This window comes from Butyrivibrio sp. NC2002, assembly GCF_000702265.1.
GTDB lineage: Bacteria > Bacillota > Clostridia > Lachnospirales > Lachnospiraceae > Butyrivibrio.
Genome location: NZ_JNKZ01000007.1, coordinates 438,239 through 458,247, shown reverse-complemented (window position 1 = coordinate 458,247; position 20,009 = coordinate 438,239). Strand labels below are relative to the sequence as shown.

Sequence of the window (20,009 nt, the reverse complement as noted above, 5' to 3'; positions counted from 1 at the left end):
TGGCAATGAAGAGTAAAAAGACAAAACAGATAAATCAAATAAAGAAAAGCACAGATGTGTGTTTTAACATAATTTTCCTATTGTTATCACTTATATGCATATTACCTGTAGTATTCGTTTTTTCAATATCCATATCAAGCGAGAACAGCATTCAAAAATATGGTTACCAGATAATACCGACTGAGATGTCATCGGCTGCATATCAGTTCTTGTGGAATGAAAAAGGAACAATTCTCCATGCGTTGTTTATCTCAGTACTTGTTACAGCACTTGGTATTGTTATCTCAGTGCTTCTTACAACAACAATGGGATATGTTCTTTCAAGACCTAATTATGCACTTAAAGAGGTTTACACATGGCTTGTGTTCATACCTATGATCTTTAACGGCGGTATGCTTGCAGGATATGTAGTAAATGCAAACATCCTTCATCTTAGAGATACAATATGGGCTCTGATCCTTCCGCTTGCGGTGTCGTCATTTAACGTCGTCATATGTAAGACGTTCTTTAAAACAACCATACCGGATTCCATAGTAGAGTCGGCGAAAATGGACGGAGCAAGTCAGCTTAGGATCTTTTTCCAGATAATACTTCCGATCTCAAAACCTATTCTTGCTACGATCGGATTGTTCGCAGCATTTGGTTATTGGAATGATTGGTTCCAGGCTTCACTTTACATTTCTGATAAGAATCTGCAGTCACTTCAGTCACTGCTTAATAATATTCAGAGTAATATCGAATACCTGGCAAATAACCCGTACGGTGGTTTGTCAATGCAGCAGTATAAGGCATCAATGCCGACAGAGAGTGTGCGTATGGCTATTGCGATTGTAATAATTGTTCCGATTGCCTGCGTATATCCGTTCTTCCAGAAATACTTTATTTCAGGTCTTACAATCGGATCTGTAAAAGGTTGATCAAAACCTGTTAAAGGTTAAGATATAATTCATTTTTCACACAGGAGGGAAAGTTAATGAAAAAGAAAGTATTGTCAATGCTGCTTTCATGCGCAATGGGTCTTTCACTTGTTGCAGGTTGCGGCGGATCTTCAGAGACTCAGACAGCTGCTGATACTACATCAGAGGAAACAGCAGCTGGAGACACAACTGAAGAGGCAGAAAGCACAGATAGTGCAGAAAGCGAAGAATCTACAGAGAGCACAGAAGCTGCTTCAGGAGACGTAGTTACACTTAAGTGGGTAACAATCGGTTCAGGAATGCCTGAAAACTATGATTCATGGGTAAGTACTCTTAATGAGTATCTTGGTGAGAAGATCGGTGTTAACATCGATATGGAAGTTATCTCATGGGGTGACTGGGATAACAGAAGAAACATCATCATCAGCACAAACGAACCTTATGATATTATCTTTGGTAACGGCGGTAACTTTACATCAGATATCGCTCTTGGCGCTTACTATGATATTACAGATATCGTAAAGGACAACATGCCCGGCTTAACAGCTCTTATGCCTGAAGAGTATTGGGATGCAGTAACAGTTGATGGCAAGATCTACGGCGTTCCTACATACAAAGACAGCTCACTTTCAAACTATGATATTTGGGATACAGCACTTGTAGACGAGTACGGTCTTGATATCGAGGCTCTTTCAGAAAGCCTTGATGCTAAGACAGAGATCTTTGAACAACTCAAAGCAGATAAGAACGATTATCCTGTATATGTAAAGAACGATGGTCTTTACTACATCTTTGATAAGTATGATCAGCTTGGATCAGGTCTTCAGATCCTTGGTGCAAGATATGATGACAAGGAAGCTAAGGTTGGTCTTGTTCTTGAGCAGGACGATATCATGGAAGAACTTAAGACAATCCATAAGTGGTATGAAGATGGCATCATCAACTCAGATGCTTCAACACTTTCAGAAGGCCGCGTATACAACATGTGGAGAGTGGCTCAGGGATGGCCATCAGCAGCAGTTACTGCTTGGGGGCCTCAGATGGGCAGCGATGTAAGCGTTGCTCAGGTTGGTGAGACAATCCTTTCTAACGATACAGTTAGAGGTTCAATCAACATGGTGTCAGCTAATACTCAGTATCCTGAGAAGTGCCTCCAGTTCCTTGATCTTGTAAACACAGATACAAAGGTTAGAGACATGTTCTACTATGGTGAAGAGGGTGTTAACTTCCAGTACACAGATGACGGAAAAGTTGAGAAGCTCAACGAAGACTGGACAATGGCTGGTTACACACAGGGTACATTCTTCACAGTATCACAGAACGCAGCTGATGAATTCAATCAGTGGGATGAAGTTAAAGAGCTCAACGAGAATGCTGTTCCTTCAGTACTTCTTGGCTTCACATTTGACTATTCAGATGTAGCAGATCAGCTCGCTAACTGCACAGAGATCTGGTCAAGATACAAGAGTGAGATTCTCACAGGTGTACTTGATCCCGAGACAGCAGTTCCGGAGATCAAGGCAGAGCTTGAAGCAGCAGGTTGGGATGACGTTGTTGCTGCAGCACAGGCTCAGGTTGATGAGTTCCTTGCAAACAAATAATTGATCCTTAATAGATAGAAATAGTGGGGCCGTTTCCGAATGGTTACGGCCCTGTTTACGTTTAGTCCTTTCTTATTTACTGGAGAATTTATGATAGACAATAATACAGGCAATCCGTATATAAATATTATTTTTGGCAATTTTTACAGTCCCGGATATGACGATGAAAAATTCGTTGAAGAGACTATGGGACTTGTTAAAAGACTTGGGTTTAACAGCGTAATGCTGGATACCAAAGACTCTGAGGATTTCAGAGAAAGAGTGGCGAAAAAAGATGCCAGCCAATACGTAAAAATGCAGGAGTTTATGATGAAGGCTGCAAAAGAAAATGGTCTTTCTTTTAACTTTTTGCTACTTTATTTAAATGGCGATAATCTCTATCCGCATATAAGATTCAGTCCGCCGGTTCTTGGCGAAGACATTACTTTTTATGGTGGAGAAAAAGGCAGATGGTATAAATACTGGTCAGATGTAGCACAGAACACTCAGACTGAGCATGTAGATCAGATGATGTCCCTTTACAGTGATAATTACTGCGAGTGCACAGAAGGTGGCAAAACAGTAAGGCCTGTATGCAGTATGTGGGACCCTGTTGTTTGCTCGAGCTTTGATGAAGAGGGCGTGCAGCGCTACAAGGCTTTCCTTAAAGACGAATATAAAGGCGATGCCTATAAGATAAACAAAGCCTATGAAATAGATGTTAAAAGCTTTGATGAAATAACTCCGGAAATGTACTGGTATGAAGTAAGGTTTACGGAGGGAATCACCAAGGAAGATATAGATAATAAGACTGTCAGATTTTTACTGAAAAGAGATAATCTTCTGTGGAAAATAAAGGAGCTTAATCTTTATTTTAAAAACATGAAGGATAAGCTAAAACAGGGTGACAGAGAGAATCTCTTCCTTTGTCCGGACTTATCACAGTGGGGATATTTCTTTAATATAGACGGAAGAAAACAGGTGGATCTTGATAACGATTACAGCGATCTGTGGGATACATCGGTGCGCGGAATAGATATGTATGCTGTTTCAAAGTATGTTGATTGTGCGCATTTTATCACTGTTCCGGTGCTTTTTGATGCACATCCCGATGCCTATGTTACTTCAATCCAGCACAGCATGATGCGTGTTATGAATGAAGGAAGAAGCGTTATCGGCGGTGTCTACTATGGAAGGTATATCTACAGAAATATATATGAGACAATTACACCTGAGGAAATAGTAGGAACCATGGCAGCCTGCGGCATAGACGGATATCATGCCTATGGCATAAACGGACTTGATGACGGCGGCGTGATAAACCGCATGGATGATCTGTTTATGGATTCTCTTAAGAGAGGAAACGAATGGTTTTCAGAAATCTATCCTCTTCGCAAGGGAAAGAAAAAGAAGGAAGTTGCAATTCTTTTCCCTCTTGAAATGTCGGACTTTGAGCCTTTTGAAGTTGAAGGCAACGAAATAAGAAGACTTGACAGTCTTGGCTATTACAAGATGTGTCTTGATCTGGGATACCAGGTTGATGTGATCAGTACTCATGAGATAGCAGAGGGCAGACTATCTGATTATAAGATATTGATAATACCTTCTAATGACTGTTATGATGCTGTTGATCACAAGGATGTAGAGGATATTGTAAGAAAATGGACTACTGATGGCGGCATCGTAGTTCACGGACCGGAAGATGGACTTTCTAAAAATGCCTTTGGCATAAATGGTGAACCGGCTAAGAAATTGCCCTATTACAGAGAGGGAGAAAAGAAGATTATTCCTCAGGGAAACTGCTTTTGCAAATATGAAAACGGCGAAACTATCGCTAAGTATGTTAATGGTGATAAGTGTATAGTTAAAACCGCAGCCGGAAAAGGAGCTGTCTATTCACTTGGAATAATGCTCGGATCAAGCTTTTATTCCAAAAATATTCCGCATGTTCCTTATAACGAAGGCAATAAGGAGATGTACCCGTTTGCGTTATCAGGCTCGAAGATATTCGAGGATATTTTGAAAAGCGCGCTGATCCCTGCTTCACCTATCTGTGAAAAGGGTATCGAAACAGGATTATATGATGATTGCATGATCGTAGTTAATCACAGGGCTATGCCATATAAATTGCCGGATGGATATAAAGCAGTACTTTCAACAACGGATAAAACTCTGAATATACCTGATGATGTCGTGCTTGCGCACAGCGCATCATTTGTAACTAAAAAATAATGATCGGAGGTCAGGATGAGATTTTTAAAGGAAAGAGCAAATGTAATATGCATGCAGCTCAAAAAAGAAATAACCAGACAACAGATTAGCATTCTGAAGTGGCAGAAAAAAGAAAATTGTTTTATCACTCCCGATGAAGCTGATAATGATAAAGGGCCATGGGAGGAGTTTGATGCCGAAAATGACAGATGGTATGGCAAAGACAGACATTACTGGTTTAGATGTGATGTCACAGTTCCCGAGTCGATGGATGGCAAAAACGTGTGGCTTCACGTAAGGACTCAGCTTGAGGACTGGGATGATGGAAGAAACCCTCAGTTTCTTGTTTTTATCAATGGCAAACCTGTGCAGGGACTTGATATCAATCACAGGGAAATCCTCATCTTAAAGGATGCGAAGGCCGGCGAGAAGGTTCGTATCGATATGCAGTCTTATACAGGAACTCTTCACAATGAATTCAAGCTCCTTGCTGATCTGGAGGAAAGAGACGAAGAGATAAAGGATCTGTACTATGACATTCAGGTTCCGCTTTGGGGACTTAACAGAATGGAAGAGGATGACAGAACAGCAAAGAGAATCCTCGAAGTAATAAACGAAACTATTAATCTTATCGATTTAAGAGATGTAAAGAGCGAGGCTTTCTTTAAGTCTGTGCGTGATGCAAGAAAATACATAAGAGAGAATCTGTATGAAAATGATGAGCTCTCAGGCTTTGATGATGTTATCGCAACGTGTATCGGTCATACTCACATTGATGTGGCATGGCTTTGGACAGTTGCACAGGTCAGACAGAAATCCTGCAGAAGCTTTGCAACCGTTCTTAAGCTTATGGATGAGTATCCGGACTATAAGTTTATGTCCAGCCAGCCTCAGCTCTATAAGTTTGTAAAAGAAAGACACCCCGATCTTTATGCAAAGATAAAACAGAGAGTTGCTGAAAACAGGTGGGAGCCCGAAGGCGGCATGTGGGTTGAAGCTGATTGCAACCTTACAAGCGGCGAATCACTTGTAAGACAGTTCCTTGTTGGAAAGAGATTTTTTAAGGAAGAATTCGGAAAAGAAAATGAGGTGCTTTGGCTCCCTGACGTATTTGGTTACAGCGCAGCGCTTCCTCAGATCATGAAAAAGAGCGGCATCAAGTATTTCATGACAACAAAGCTTGCATGGAATGAAGTAAACAAGGTGCCTATGGATACTTTTATGTGGGAAGGTATTGATGGAAGCAGGATCTTTACTCACCTCATAACAACACTTGGAGTAGGCCAGAGCACAAACGACTTCTTTACGACCTACAACGGTATGCTTCACCCTGATGCAATCATGGGAGGATGGAAGAGATATCAGCAAAAGGAGATCAACAACGACATCCTTGTGTCCTTTGGATTTGGCGATGGTGGCGGCGGCCCCACAAGAGATATGCTTGAAACTTCAGACCGAATGAAAAAAGGAATTAAGGGAATTCCGAAGGTTCGCCAGGAGTTTTCAGGAAAATATTTTGAAGAAGTTTATGAGAAGGTTAAGGATAACAAGAGACTCCCTTCATGGGTTGGCGAGCTTTACTTCGAATTCCACAGAGGCACATATACTTCTATGGGCAGAAACAAAAAGGCAAACAGAAAGAGCGAATATCTGATGATGGAACTCGAGCTTTTATCTGTACTTGCTATGGACAAGCTCGGATATCCCAAGGAAGAAATTGATTCCATGTGGGAGACAATCCTTAGAAACCAGTTCCATGATATTCTTCCCGGCTCATCGATCAAGGAAGTATATGATGTAACAAAAGAGGAATACGAAGAGATATGCAAAGAAGGAACCACGCTTATTGAGGAAAGAGAAAAGTGCATTGCTCCTTCAGGCAATGGAAAAGTTGTATTTAACACACTTGGTTTTGAAAGAGATGACATCGCATTTTTTGCAGATGCAAAGGGAGAAGCTGTTACTGACGGCGAAAATATCTATCCTTTGCAGCAGGTTGAAAACGGCGCAGTTGCTTATGTGAAGAATATCCCTTCAAAGGGCTATAAAGTATTTGAGTTTGCTAAGGGCGATAACTTTGAAAACAAACTTGTTATAACAGATGATGGAATAAAAACTCCTTTCTATGAAATAAAGATCGATGGTGCAGGCCAGTTTACATCTTTGTATGACATAGAAGAGGGCAGAGAAGTTCTTAAAGATGGCAAGATCGGAAACGAGCTTAGAGTATACGAGGATAAGCCCAGAAACTTCGATAACTGGAATACAGATGTTTATTATCAGGAAAAGTCATGGCCTGTTGTTGATAATGCAAAGTGTGAGTGGATCGAGAAGGGACCTGTAAGAGCAACTCTTAAGGTTACTAAGAATATGCTTGATAATGAATTTACTCAGTTCATTCATTTCTATGCTGACAGCAGAAGGATCGACTTTGAGACAGTTGTTGACTGGAAACTCAGCCAGCACCTTTGCAAGGTTCACTTCCCTGTGGATGTTCATACTGATGAAGCTACATTTGACATCCAGTTCGGTAATCTGAAGAGAAAGATTCATCAGAACACAAGCTGGGATGAAGCAAGATTTGAAAGCTGCGGACACAAGTGGGCAGATATGTCCGAGGGTGGCTACGGCGTCAGCCTTATGAATGACTGCAAGTACGGCTATTCTGCTATAGATGGAAACCTGTCACTTACATTGTTTAAAGCAGGAACAGAACCTTTTGAAAAAGCAGATATTGAAGTACACAGCTTCACATATTCGCTACTTCCTCACCTCGGAACCTGGATCGAAGGAAAAACAGAGAAGGAGAGCTTTGATCTGAATGTTCCTCTTAAGGTATTTGACGGCGGAAAAGTAAATGATAAATTCTCATTTATGTCTGTTGATAAAGAAAATGTTGTTCTTGAAACTATTAAAGCAGCAGAAGATGGTGACGGAATCATTGTAAGACTCTATGAGGTAGAAAATAAGAGAACAAAAGCACAGCTTTCATTCTGCAAAGACATAAAGTCTGTAAAAGAGACAGATCTTATGGAAAAAGAAATATCCGGATCAGATGTTTCGTTTGAAGGAAACAGGGCTACTTTTGAAATAAAACCTTACGAAATCAAGACCTTCAGAATCAAATAAACAGAAGTAGATATGTAAAAAAGCGGCTCATTTGAGTCGCTTTTTTGAATTCTTGCTTTTGGTTGAATCTCTGATGATGACTTCAGGACACATGTATATGATTTCGCGTGATGCCTTTGGATGGTTTAATCTGTATACTATTTGTCTTGCAAGTTTTATACCGAAATCCGAGCTGCTTACATGTACGGTTGTAAGAGGAACCGGATAGCTTAGGTCGGCCTGATCGTCAAAGCCTGAAATAAGGATGTCTGTAGGAATTTTTACGCCCATTTCAGTAAGAGCTCTGCAGACAATGTCGGCAACGAAGTCGTTGACGCAGATAAATGCTTCCGGAAGCTCTTTTAGAGAATGGAGGAATTCTGTTATTTCCTCTTTGTAGGTATCTGCTCCGATTGAATGTGTCAGGCAGATGCTCTCGTCTATAGGGATACCTGCTTTTTTCATGGCATTTTTGTATCCGTAGTATCTTTCGAAGTTGGTCTGTGCATAGTTGATATCACCGATGAAGCCGATGCGTGTTTTACCCTGACTTAAAATGTGCTCGGTGATCTTGGTTACACAGGAGCGGCCTTCTATCAAAACGAGGTCGCCCCTAAGCTCTTCAAAGGGAAGAGAGGTTACGGTATCCATGAAAACCTTTGGAATCGAAAGATTGTTTAGTTTTTTGATCAATGTCTCATTGTACACATTTAGGATCACGGTTGCCTGAATGCTTCCGTCAGTGAAAGCGGAGGGAAGTACATAATCATTTGGCACTTCCGACGGAAGATAAGTATACATGACATTCACGTTTGAACCTGATGCTTCTCGCGCGATCTCGTGGATGAGATTTATCCAGAAAACGGAGGTCTCGGGCCTGCTTACCGCTACGGAAATTGTAGCCTGCGGTCTGTCCATGGAAGAGATGGAATTATCATAGAATCCGGTGGGCATGTTATATCCCATCTCGATTGCTTTGTGAATGATCTTGCTTCTAAGATCATCTGATACTCCTTCTCTTCCGGTGAATACTTTCCAGACGGATACTCTGGAAATATCCAGTGCATCCGCAATGTCCTGAATGGTTACTTTTTTCATTTTTATAAATCCTCTTATATTATGTATTGGCACGATTGCTCCGCAATCCTGCCCTATCGGTCGGAACCATTCCAAATCATGACTTCGTCATGATGGTTCCTCCCTTTACTGTGGTCTTTCCATCAGAGGACAGACAGACTAAAGAAGTCTTGTCCCGGGTGTATGCTGCTGCCTCAAAGAAAGAATCTGTTGCTGTTAATTTGTATTCATCAAGGCTGATCCTTCCCATTGAAGAATTGCCCAAATACCTTGAAAAGATCTCTGATATTTTATCCTTGTCAGCGGTATAAACGCCGTTTTCGTCAAAATATGCATGCTCAGCATAATAGACTTTTCGAAGTTCCCATTTGATCTTTTCTGTTTCGGGGATCTTGTATGTTTCATCACTTTCGCAGAAGAACACGTATCCCCATAACTCCGGATAGTGAATATTTATGACACCGGTAGGAGACCATACCCAGTTATCCTCGGGAAGAGGTTTACCTGTTTCATTAGATAATATTTTACTATATTTTGAACCGGATTTATCAACTTTCCATTGAACTCTTGAAAAATTCATGCGGTAAAAACTTCCGGCAGAAGGATTCTTTCTTGAAATATCGCATTCAGCAATGGTTTCAAAGGGAATGACCACTTCAACAGACCAGAATTTATTTTCTGGATCCGGAACATTTAATTTGCCGGCAATCTTAACTCCGTTTTTTATTCCTTTTATCTCGAGAGAATTGATAGGTGAACCGAGGTCGCGATAAGCCTTGGTCAGGAGCAAATCCCAATAGGTTCCGAGTGCGTTCATCTCGTATTCGATATATTCCTGAGTGTCTGAATCGGGATCTATAAAGATCTCAAAATCATTGTCGTAAAAGATGACACAGTCGTGCTCTGTCTGGTTTGCCCAGATCTCATCGCCGTATAGGATTGCACCAATGTAGAGATTGTCATCGTCCCACAGCATCTTGGCTTTTGTCTCGTATCTGGGAGCGGGCATGGAAGGACCTTCGATGTCACTGAATGCATCTGTGAAATCTGCATTTTGCCAGAACTCTTTGCCTAAATTTCCGTCTACGTCTTTTAATGCAAAAGGCGCTCTTTTGCAATTATAAACGGGCGGATCAAATTCTATAAGTGGAAAAGGTATGCTTAATTTTACGTCGCTCATATTTTTATCTCCTGGATATGGTCCTAAGGGGGTACCGCTTGCGGTGGATTCCTTAGGACGGTCTAATGTTTTCATAACTTGCTTTACACTACCATAATTTGTTATGTAAAGTATAGCAGTATAAAGTTAACAAATCAATAATTCCCACAAGCTAAAGTTAACATAATGTTCACTGCAAAAACATTTGATCAAATATCCGCTAAAATACTGAATTTATCAAAGGTTTTGATGCAAAAATATGAGCTTTGTAAATACATATTTATTAACAATTGACTTTAACATGTGTTAAGTACATAATAAAAATGTCAAAAAACATTAACAACATTTAAACGGGTTACACAATTGGAGGTTATTATGGGAGGAAAAGAGTATGTCCTGTATAAGGATGAAAAGGCTTCTTTAAAGGACAGAACCCTTGACCTTATGAGCAGGATGACGCTCACAGAGAAGGTAGGACAGCTTAATCAGAAATTATATGGATTTAATATATACGAATATGATCCTGATTTTTCTCTTACTGATGAGTTTAAAAACGAGGTTGAAAAATGGGGCGGCCTCGGATGCTTGTACGGATTGCATCGCGCTGATCCATGGTCTGCAAGGACTATGGAAAACGGGATCACACCAAAGAGAAGCATGGAGGCTTATAACGCGGTTCAAAAATATGTGATCGAACATTCAAGACTCGGTATACCGGTTCTTATGTCATCTGAAAATCCGCATGGACACCAGGCTCTTCTTGGCGGGATACTTCCTGTAAACACAGCTGCCGGTGCAACATTTGATGAACAGCTACTGGAGGATTCCTACGAAGCGAGCGGGAAACAGCTACGTGACGGACATGTTGATCTGGCACTTATGTCCATGCTCGATGTTATGAGGGATCCAAGATGGGGCAGATGTGAAGAGTGCTATTCTGAAGACCCTGTTTTGTGCGGAAGAATGGCAGGCGCAGCGGTAAGAGGAGTTCAAAAAGGCGGAACATATTCTGTTGCCAAGCATTTTTGTGCGCAGGGCGAAACAACCGGCGGAGTTAACGCGAGCGCTGCAAGGATAGGAGAAAGAGAGCTTAGGGAGATACATTTAGAACCTGCAAGATGCGCTGTAAAAGAGGGGGCAAGAGGAGTAATGGCAGCTTACAACGAGATAGACGGCGTCTACTGCCATGCAAATTCTCATTTACTTAAAGACATTCTTCGCGGCGAAATGGGCTTTGACGGAGTGGTCATGGCTGACGGAGTAGCGATAGACTGCCTTGACAGCGTAACTTATGACAATACCGAAAGCGGCGCACTTGCTCTAAAGAGCGGAGTGAATATCAGCCTTTGGGATACAGGATTTTCAAAACTTGAAGATGCCGTAAAAGAAGGACTTATCTCCGAAGAAGAGATAGATGAAGCTTTGTATCCGGTTTTGTATATGAAGTTTGAGAGAGGTCTTTTTGAGCATCCCTACATGGATAAGAATATGGGCGATGAAAAGGAATATGGCATAGATAAGTACTCTCTTCAAATGGCAAGAGAGTCAGTAGTTCTTCTGAAAAATGAGAACAAGGTACTTCCGGTAGTTGATAATAAGAAGATTGCTGTGATCGGAGAGAATGCTTTTGATGGCTATGCGCTCATGGGAGACTATACTCCTCCCAGAGACAGCGAGGATATGGTCACTGTATTGGACGGCCTTATAGAAGAATTCGGAAAAGAAAATGTTGAATATATAGCGTTTTCTGATGACTGCGGAATGGATGTTGCTAAAAAGATAATCTACGGCTTTGATATGGCGCTGTTTGTTACAGGCGGCAGCTCCTCCAGATATGCGGGGGCAAAGTTTGACATAAATGGAGCATCCCTTTCAAAAGGCGGAGCCATGGAGTGCGGAGAGGGTATGGATAGATGCAATATAGATATTTTTGAAAAAGAAGCTGCATTTATCCGCGAATATCTTAAGGGAAAGCTTCCTATCGTTGCTTTGTGCATAGCAGGAAGACCCTATGCAGTAGAAAACATAGATGAAGCAAGTGATGCGTTTTTATATTCATTTTATCCGGGCCCCTTTGGAGGAAAAGCTATAGCTGAAATTATCAAAGGAAAGATGAGCCCTATGGGAAGACTACCCGCTTCTCTTCCAAAGACTGCGGGACAGGTGCCTGTTTATTACAACTACAAGGACAGCTACAAGGCAGTAACGTACTGCGATATTGAGGGAAAAGCAGCTTATCCTTTTGGCTATGGACTTATGTATTCGGATATTGAATACACTAATGCAGAACTAAAATCTGAAGCATTAGATGATAAAGAGCCATCTTATAAAAATCTAAAGCAAAAAGCTGCAGATATGCTAAAGAAAGCTCTTGCAGATACAGATAACAAAGAAGAAATATTGGACACGGTAATTGCCCGGGTATCTTTAAAAGTGAAAAACAAAGGTGATATGCAGGCCTGCGCAATACCTCAGCTCTATATTCATAGAATGGGCGGAGGAGTTACCGCAAGAAATCTTGAACTTAAGGATTTTTCAAGAACAGAGCTGGGCGTAGGAGAAGAGAAGGCGATGGCACTGGAGCTAAAATTAAGAGACCTTATCTTCTATGACTACAATATGAAACCGTCTGTAAATGCAAAAGGGTATGAAATTGTTGTAAAGGACCAGGATATTGAACTTATTAGGAGGAACCTGGAATGGACACAAGAATAAATGCGATAGATTATATTATTCCTGCGCCAAAAAGTGCAAAGACACGTGAGGGAGAATTCAGAATAGATCATTTTACAAGCATTGTATTGTCAGAGGCGACAGGACAGCGCGACTTAAATGGCGCAAAGCTATTAAAGAAAACAATTTCTGATAAGACAGGAATTGACAGTGAAATATCAAAAGCGCAGGACTCTTGCGATAACTGTATCTTTTTAAACAAAACAGAAGGACTCTCTGATGAAGGATATGTACTTAAGGTTAATGAGGATAAGATCGTTATCGAGGCATCCACAGACAGAGGCCTTTTGTACGGTGTCCAGACCTTGAGACAGCTTGTAAATCTGCAGGGAGCAGTTATTTCATGCTGCGAAATAGAGGATGAGCCTATTCTTCCAAACAGAGGCTTTTACCATGATGCAACAAGAGGACGCATCAGAAAACTGGATGCCTATAAAAAGCTTGCGGACACATGCAGCTATTTCAAGATAAATCAGCTTCAGCTTTATGTTGAACATTCGTTTTTGTTCAGGGACTTTTCTGAAGTATGCAGGGACGATACTCCTCTTACGGCAGAAGATATTCTTGAACTTGATAAATACTGCTGGGGCCTCTGCATAGAACTTATCCCTTCAATATCAACCTTTGGGCATCTGTATAAAGTTCTTAGAACCAAGACTTTTGAAAATCTGTGCGAATTTGATGATCCGGGAAAAGATGATTTTTCATTTGATGAGAGAATGCAGCATCATACACTAAATGTCACGGATGACAAAGCAATTGAATTTGTAAGAAAAGAGCTGGATGAATTCCTGCCTCTGTTTACTTCAGAATACGTAAATATCTGCGCTGATGAGACCTTTGACCTTGGAAAAGGAAAGAGCAAAGGTCTTGCGGAAAAGATCGGCATAAGCCAGATGTATGTTGATTTTGTAAACAAGATAATGGCTATCTGCATAGAAAAGGGCAAAAAGCCTATGTTCTGGGGAGATATCATAGTTGGCTTCCCTGAATATGCAAAGCAGCTCCCCAAAGATGTCATCTGTCTTAACTGGGGCTACTCTGACAACGAGAGAGAGGATAATACCAAAAAGCTTCATGATGTTCCCGTAAGACAATATCTGTGCCCGGGGGTTCATGGCTGGAGACATTTTATTAATCACATTGAGATGGCATATAAAAACGTATCCCTTATGTGCGGATATGCCCTTAAGTATGGTGCAGAGGGACTTCTTAATACTGACTGGGGCGATTATGGCCATCTTCAGGATCCGTCGTTCTCGATTCCGGGACTTATATACGGCGCAGCATTTGCCTGGTCCGGAATAAGAGATGAAGAAGAGATGAATAAAAAGATATCCAGAACCTATTACATGGACCATTCAGAAAAGCTTGTTTTAGTTATGAGAGATATTGGAATGCTTGAAACAAATAACTGGGAGCAGTTTGTGCAGTTTATTGAGCATCTTAAAAGGGGCGACAGCTTAGAAGATTTAAAAGAGTTTTATCTAAAACTTAATGTTTCCGAGCCATCTGAAAACAATAAGAAAATAGATGAGAAGCTGGGCGAGCTTATGAAAGTGGCACAAGGCGCAGGCAGTGAAGGTGTTTACTTAGCTTCAAGGCTAATGCTTTTTGCACAGGGACAAAAGCTTATGTGCAGAACCTTGTACCAGATCGGAGAAAAGCTGTTCAAAGAGACTAAAAGTGACAGCTATGCTCAGACTGCAGCAGATCTGGAGAAGTGGATGTATCATTACAAAAAGGTTTGGAGAACTGACAGCAGAGAAAGTGAACTGTACAGGATTGAAAATATTTTCTACAGCTATGCAGATGTTTTGAGAAACAGAATGTAAACATTGTGTTAGCATAAATAATAAATATTAACAAAAGCGTCAACACTAATCCGAAAGGGTTAGCAAATTTATATAAAAAATATTTTTTACAGGCTTTCGGTGCAGCTTTTCCCAGCGCCGAAATCAAAAGAATGGAGGATTTTTGTTATGAGTAAGATAATCGGAAAAGAGTTAAAGAATATTCCGTGGCAGGAGTGTCCGGAAGGGTATACAAAACCGGTATGGAGATACAGTGAAAACCCTATAATCGGAAGATATGACATTCCTACATCCAACAGTATTTTTAACAGTGCAGCTGTTCCTTTTGAAGACGGATTTGCAGGAGTTTTCAGATGTGATTCAATGGCTGTAAGTATGGATATCTACGCTGGCTTTAGTAAGGATGGTATTCACTGGGAGATCAACCATGAGCCTATCCAGTTTATCTGTGAGGACGGCGAGATCGCAAAAAGAGAGTACAGATACGATCCCAGAGTTGTATTTATCGAGGACAGATATTATGTAACATGGTGTAATGGCTATCACGGACCGACTATTGGAATCGCATACACATACGACTTCAAAAAATTCTATCAGCTTGAGAATGCATTCCTTCCTTATAACAGAAACGGCGTTCTGTTCCCTAAGAAGATAAACGGCAAGTTTGCAATGCTCAGCAGACCCAGTGATACAGGACATACACCTTTTGGTGATATTTTCTACAGCCAGAGCCCTGACCTTGAATATTGGGGACACCACAGATACGTTATGGGAACCTTTAAGGGAGATGCTTCTGCATGGCAGTCAACAAAGATCGGCCCCGGTCCCTGCCCGATAGAGACAGACGAGGGATGGCTCCTTATCTACCACGGAGTTCTTACTACCTGCAACGGCTTTGTTTACAGAATGGGATGTGCTGTCCTTGATAAGGATGAGCCCTGGAAGGTTAAATACAGATCAAAGTTCTATATCCTTGCACCTGCTGAAAATTATGAGCTTTGCGGAGATGTTCCGAATGTTCTTTTCCCTTGCGCAGCTCTTACAGATGCAGCAACAGGAAGAATAGCAATTTACTACGGATGTGCAGACACAGTTACAGGACTTGCATTTACAACAGTAGACAGACTCATTAACTTTGCAAAGGAAAACAACCTGGAGGTTTAATACATGCCTTACAAAAGATAATAAGGTCATTTTTGAGGCTAACAGCTACCAGGTTGGCATCATAAGCATGGTCTGCAAGGTTGTGGGAAGTCGCAATTAAGAAATTTAATCTACATTTCCTTTGACAAGTTAACGCGATAAAATTATTATGTTTAAATAGGTTTAGTTAATTGATGCTAACTTATTTAAACATAATTTTTTGAATGGAGGATCACTATGAGCATTAGGATTGGAATACTTGGTTACGGAAACCTTGGAAGAGGTGTTGAACTTGCTGTCAAAGCTTCACCCGATATGGAGCTTGTTGCTGTTTTTACAAGGAGAGATCCTTCTACACTTAAGATACAGACAGAGAATGTTCCTGTAGTATCAGTTAATGATGCTGCTGACTGGAAGGATAAGATAGATGTAATGATACTTTGCGGAGGAAGTGCAACAGATCTTCCTGTTCAGACACCTGAATATGCAAAGATGTTTAATGTTGTTGACAGTTTTGACACACATGCAAGAATTCCGGAGCATTTTGCTAATGTTGATGCTGCTGCAAAGGAAAATGGCAATATTGCAGTTATTTCATGTGGATGGGATCCCGGAATGTTCTCAATTGCAAGAGTATACGGAAGTGCAATCCTTCCCGACGGCAATGATTATACTTTCTGGGGAAAAGGCGTATCTCAGGGACACTCAGATGCTATAAGAAGGATCAAGGGTGTTAAGAATGCAAAGCAGTACACAATTCCTGTAGAATCAGCTCTTGAGGCAGTAAGAAGCGGATCAAATCCTGAACTTACAACAAGAGACAAGCACACAAGAGAGTGCTTTGTAGTTCTTGAAGATGGCGCTGATGCAGCTGAAGTAGAAAAAGAGATAAAGGAAATGCCCAACTACTTTGCAGACTACGATACGACAGTTCACTTCATTTCAGAGGAAGAACTCTTAAAGAACCACAGCGGAATGGCTCATGGCGGTTTCGTATTCAGAACAGGTACAACAGGCGCAAACAAAGAGCATAAGCATGTAATAGAATACAGCTTAAAGCTCGATTCAAACCCTGAGTTTACAACAAGTGTACTTGTGGCGGTAGCAAGAGCAGCAGTAAGAATGAAGAACGAAGGACAGACGGGATGCAAGACAATCCTAGACATCCCTCCGGCATATCTTTCAGATAAGAGCGGCGAAGAATTAAGAGCTCATATGCTGTAATAGATTGATCAAAGAGTTTGGCTTTAGTTAAAGTCAGACTCTTTTTTGCTACTGCTACTATTATACACTAAGAGCAGCAGTTGTGGGAGATTAGGCGGGGAAGTCAGTGACTTCCCCACTGACTTCCCTCACACCATCATCCGCTCTGCATAGGATGTGAAAGCTCTGTGCATCATAGGATGGGTGAATTCTATCGATACATAAGGTTCGGAAATATGATATACACGGACTATATCGGGATTGATCGCGATTTTAATCTTGTCAAAAGGAGAGTCCTTAGCGGTCATCTGTGGCAGACCTTTCTTGGACATTGTAATGCTGCATTCGGGAATCGCATCTTTTGATATGGGAAGAATCCTTACGAGAGGTCTTGCCGTTTTCATAAGGGCATTGAATTCTTCCTCGTAAAAAGCCAGAGATTCCTCAGAGGTGTGATAGTAGTATCTGCCTCTGTCTTCGGTTCCGACTACGTGGGAGCCGCTTATGCAATAGTTTTTGGGGCAACAGAAAATCGTGTGTGAGAAGCGGTTTCCGATATGGGAGCTGCAGTAATAGGACTCGATCATGCCGGACATGTAAAGCGGAATCCAACTGATTATTGCTTCATTCATTTCATCGAGATCCCTGTCTATATTATGAATTATCTTGACCCTTGTGCCGTTTTTTACGCAGGAGCCCATGAGGGCAGCCCACTTCATCCTGAAGGAAAGATCCTCCACCATCCAGTCCATGTTTTGATCAGAGTAGAGCAGCAGCTCTTCTTTTTTTTCATAAAAAACACTGCCAAGAAAGCGGATGACTGCCTCCTGAAGACCTGCCCGTCCCAAATAGGGGAGTGCGCCCTGATAAATTACATCCTTACTGACTATCTCTTCAATGGGCGGAGGAACAGGAAGCTTTTTATATGAAAAACCATTGAATGCCGCTAAAAGCTTCTCTGTTGAGGATATGTCCTCTTTAGATGTGAGCTCGGGATTTGTAAGCCATTTGCGGAAAAGCTCCTCATCAAGCTCCGAGTCCTTGATGTTCATAATATCGGAAAGCTCAGGGATCAGCCCATGCTTTTCTATTCGCTGAAAGAGGGCAGTAACGAGTTTGTCGGTGAGCTGCCTGTTGGAAAGCGGAGAGCGTACACCGGCTCTGTACCTGCTGATCAGCGATGCGTCCACATGAATAAGCTGACTTAAGCGGACATTCTGAAGATCGGTGAGGATCATGATCCTGTCAAGCTTTACCCCAAATACTTCATTTTCATGCTTCCTGTCCTTTGTTTCTTTTTTCTTAGATATATTAGCATCCGATGTGCCAAAGATGGTATCCAAAATAGCATCTATTGCCGTTTCGGAAGAGGAGTCCTCAGGAATCTGAAGTACATTAAAAAGAGCATCTGTAGTATGTGTGATCACACTATACTTATAGATGCTCTCTGAAATCCTTAGAGCGGTGGTGCTATCTCTTAAGACATTCCTCGAGCCGGATCTAAGCCTGCTGACATTAGCAGCATCAAATCCCGCAAGATTTGCTAATTGAACATTTTTTACTCCAATTGTCTCAATAATAGTATTTAAACGCTCTGTATTCATTTTTATGATTCCCTCTATTATGTAATCCCTTGACTAAAATTATAGCATGATTTATTGATTATGCCTGTCATGACAGAGGTTTGTCAATGACAAAGATGTTGTCATGACAGCAAAGTGTCCATGACAAATACACTGCCTATATATGAATGCACCGGATATTTTGAGAAAATATTAGTGCATAAGGTATAATAATCTGATTTCAGAGAAGTGGAACTTTAAATATTCAGTTAATAAAGTTTCCGCATGGGTGGCATGAAAAGCTTTGAAGCAGCCCGGGTTAATTTATTAAATATGTGAAGAAGAATAGTGTTAAAGGCAAGTTTTACATCACGGATGTGTAAATTGAAAGGAGGTTTTTATGCGAAAGGATTTATTAAAAAAAGTCATCGCAGGGTCACTGATTGCAGCGATGGCTCTTGTTTTATCTCTTGTGCCTATAAGGGGGAGTGCACATTCTAAAGAGCCTGCAGAGAGCTTCTCTCTCTACAAGGACGGAAGCAAGGAATTTGTACTTGATGTTGATGCATGTGCTGAGGTTCAGAGAGCACCAATTGGAATTAGCTCAGGTTTTTCCTATGACGAGGCTCATGATGCGTTAAAGATTGTAAATATTAAAGTGACAAAAAGAGATATGATGGTCTATCTCGATAAGGTATCGGCGATTTATGTGTCAGGTGAGTGCAAGATCCCGGTGATACGTACAGACTGCCTTTCAAAGGATTTCTATGGTAATGATCCATATTGCTCGACAGTGACCGTATATATGGATCCCGGTTCTTCTCTTGAAGTAGGAGACATGTACGATTATAACTACAATGATGTTGATTCCAAGATAGCGTGTGGCCCCGGAGTAAAGATGAAGGCCGCAAGAGATGGTAAAGCGATGAAGTTCAAATTTACCGCGGGCGGACTTAAGATCGGGAAATCAGCCACGGTAAAGGGCGTCAAGTATAAAATCGTATCTACAGACGCAGGTGTCGGGGCTCAGATTATAAAAGGCAAGACAACGTCAAAGGTCAAGATTGGTGCCGAGATAAAGATAAAGGGCTATAGCTACGCAATTACTTCCATTGCTAAAAATGCGTATAAGGGCAAGAAAAACATAAAGGAAGTGAAGCTTGGTGACAATATTTCGCAAGTGGGGGCGAGTGCTTTTGCAGGATGCAAAAAGCTAAAAAAGATCACCATAAATGCAAGGTCACTTAAGAGTGTCGGGAAAAATGCTTTTAAAGGAATCAGCAAGAACGCGGTATTTGTACTTGTCGGAACTGGCGAGGAAAAAGCAGCCGCAGCAGCTCTTATAAAAAACGGCAGTACCGGATTTAAGGACACTATGACGGTGGAGTAAGAGGGGACAGCACTGAACGTAAAGTATATTGATCAGGACGTTGTCTATTACAAATTCCCCGAGGGAGACAAAGACGGCGAAAGAATGTGCATCCGATTGGCGATCACTACAG

12 protein-coding genes are annotated in these 20,009 nt (G+C 41.3%); 9 read left to right on the top strand and 3 right to left on the bottom strand.

Going from position 1 to position 20,009, the window contains the following annotated elements:
• Nucleotides 1–5: 5 nt before the first annotated feature.
• The 4 genes from T543_RS05255 (at nt 6) to T543_RS05240 (ending at nt 7,837) form a co-directional block, all read left to right on the top strand.
• Nucleotides 6–917 (top strand): carbohydrate ABC transporter permease, encoded by a 912-nt coding sequence (locus tag T543_RS05255; protein ID WP_035766306.1) that lies wholly within the window; start codon nt 6–8, stop codon nt 915–917.
• A 56-nt stretch (nt 918–973) separates the two neighbouring features.
• The gene (locus T543_RS05250) at nt 974–2,518 is read left to right on the top strand and encodes an ABC transporter substrate-binding protein (protein ID WP_035766305.1); all 1,545 of its coding nucleotides are present in this window, start codon (nt 974–976) and stop codon (nt 2,516–2,518) included.
• Nucleotides 2,519–2,608: 90 nt separating this feature from the next.
• Nucleotides 2,609–4,729 (top strand): type 1 glutamine amidotransferase family protein, encoded by a 2,121-nt coding sequence (locus T543_RS05245; RefSeq protein ID WP_035766304.1) that lies wholly within the window; start codon nt 2,609–2,611, stop codon nt 4,727–4,729.
• A 15-nt stretch (nt 4,730–4,744) separates the two neighbouring features.
• The gene (locus T543_RS05240) at nt 4,745–7,837 is read left to right on the top strand and encodes an alpha-mannosidase (protein WP_035766303.1); all 3,093 of its coding nucleotides are present in this window, start codon (nt 4,745–4,747) and stop codon (nt 7,835–7,837) included.
• Nucleotides 7,838–7,864: 27 nt separating this feature from the next.
• On the opposite strand, the gene T543_RS05235 is transcribed toward T543_RS05240, so the two are convergent.
• Entirely contained in the window at nt 7,865–8,914 is a 1,050-nt protein-coding gene (locus tag T543_RS05235; protein WP_051638554.1) for a LacI family DNA-binding transcriptional regulator, read from the bottom strand.
• A 76-nt stretch (nt 8,915–8,990) separates the two neighbouring features.
• Nucleotides 8,991–10,073 (bottom strand): carbohydrate-binding family 9-like protein, encoded by a 1,083-nt coding sequence (locus tag T543_RS05230; protein ID WP_051638553.1) that lies wholly within the window; start codon nt 10,071–10,073, stop codon nt 8,991–8,993.
• Nucleotides 10,074–10,427: 354 nt separating this feature from the next.
• On the opposite strand from T543_RS05230, the gene T543_RS05225 reads away from it, so the two are divergent.
• The 4 genes from T543_RS05225 (at nt 10,428) to T543_RS05210 (ending at nt 16,966) form a co-directional block, all read left to right on the top strand.
• Nucleotides 10,428–12,767: a beta-glucosidase family protein gene (locus T543_RS05225; protein WP_051638552.1), complete on the top strand. Its 2,340-nt coding sequence runs from the start codon at nt 10,428–10,430 to the stop codon at nt 12,765–12,767.
• Nucleotides 12,752–14,620: a glycoside hydrolase family 20 zincin-like fold domain-containing protein gene (locus T543_RS05220; protein WP_035766301.1), complete on the top strand. Its 1,869-nt coding sequence runs from the start codon at nt 12,752–12,754 to the stop codon at nt 14,618–14,620. Before T543_RS05225 ends, T543_RS05220 begins: the two co-directional genes overlap by 16 nt.
• Before the next feature lie 147 nt (nt 14,621–14,767).
• Nucleotides 14,768–15,763: a glycoside hydrolase family 130 protein gene (locus T543_RS05215; protein WP_035766299.1), complete on the top strand. Its 996-nt coding sequence runs from the start codon at nt 14,768–14,770 to the stop codon at nt 15,761–15,763.
• Nucleotides 15,764–15,979: 216 nt separating this feature from the next.
• A complete protein-coding gene (locus T543_RS05210; protein WP_035766295.1) occupies nt 15,980–16,966 on the top strand; it encodes a diaminopimelate dehydrogenase in 987 nt (328 codons plus the stop codon).
• 128 nt (nt 16,967–17,094) lie between these two features.
• Here T543_RS05210 and T543_RS05205 read toward each other — a convergent pair whose 3' ends face one another.
• Nucleotides 17,095–18,549 carry a hypothetical protein gene (locus tag T543_RS05205; protein WP_035766293.1) on the bottom strand — a complete coding sequence of 485 codons (1,455 nt, stop codon included), beginning with the start codon at nt 18,547–18,549 and terminating at the stop codon, nt 17,095–17,097.
• Between the two features lie 358 nt (nt 18,550–18,907).
• On the opposite strand from T543_RS05205, the gene T543_RS05200 reads away from it, so the two are divergent.
• A complete protein-coding gene (locus T543_RS05200) occupies nt 18,908–19,897 on the top strand; it encodes a leucine-rich repeat protein (RefSeq protein ID WP_035766290.1) in 990 nt (329 codons plus the stop codon).
• Nucleotides 19,898–20,009: the final 112 nt, after the last annotated feature.

What these genes read in the sequence shown, in the direction of transcription:
- T543_RS05255 (WP_035766306.1), top strand. Translation starts at nt 6, where the DNA reads ATGAAGAGTAAAAAGACAAAACAGATAAATCAAATAAAGAAAAGCACA.
- T543_RS05250 (WP_035766305.1), top strand. Translation starts at nt 974, where the DNA reads ATGAAAAAGAAAGTATTGTCAATGCTGCTTTCATGCGCAATGGGTCTT.
- T543_RS05245 (WP_035766304.1), top strand. Translation starts at nt 2,609, where the DNA reads ATGATAGACAATAATACAGGCAATCCGTATATAAATATTATTTTTGGC.
- T543_RS05240 (WP_035766303.1), top strand. Translation starts at nt 4,745, where the DNA reads ATGAGATTTTTAAAGGAAAGAGCAAATGTAATATGCATGCAGCTCAAA.
- T543_RS05235 (WP_051638554.1), bottom strand. Translation starts at nt 8,914, where the DNA reads ATGAAAAAAGTAACCATTCAGGACATTGCGGATGCACTGGATATTTCC.
- T543_RS05230 (WP_051638553.1), bottom strand. Translation starts at nt 10,073, where the DNA reads ATGAGCGACGTAAAATTAAGCATACCTTTTCCACTTATAGAATTTGAT.
- T543_RS05225 (WP_051638552.1), top strand. Translation starts at nt 10,428, where the DNA reads ATGGGAGGAAAAGAGTATGTCCTGTATAAGGATGAAAAGGCTTCTTTA.
- T543_RS05220 (WP_035766301.1), top strand. Translation starts at nt 12,752, where the DNA reads ATGGACACAAGAATAAATGCGATAGATTATATTATTCCTGCGCCAAAA.
- T543_RS05215 (WP_035766299.1), top strand. Translation starts at nt 14,768, where the DNA reads ATGAGTAAGATAATCGGAAAAGAGTTAAAGAATATTCCGTGGCAGGAG.
- T543_RS05210 (WP_035766295.1), top strand. Translation starts at nt 15,980, where the DNA reads ATGAGCATTAGGATTGGAATACTTGGTTACGGAAACCTTGGAAGAGGT.
- T543_RS05205 (WP_035766293.1), bottom strand. Translation starts at nt 18,549, where the DNA reads ATGAATACAGAGCGTTTAAATACTATTATTGAGACAATTGGAGTAAAA.
- T543_RS05200 (WP_035766290.1), top strand. Translation starts at nt 18,908, where the DNA reads ATGCGAAAGGATTTATTAAAAAAAGTCATCGCAGGGTCACTGATTGCA.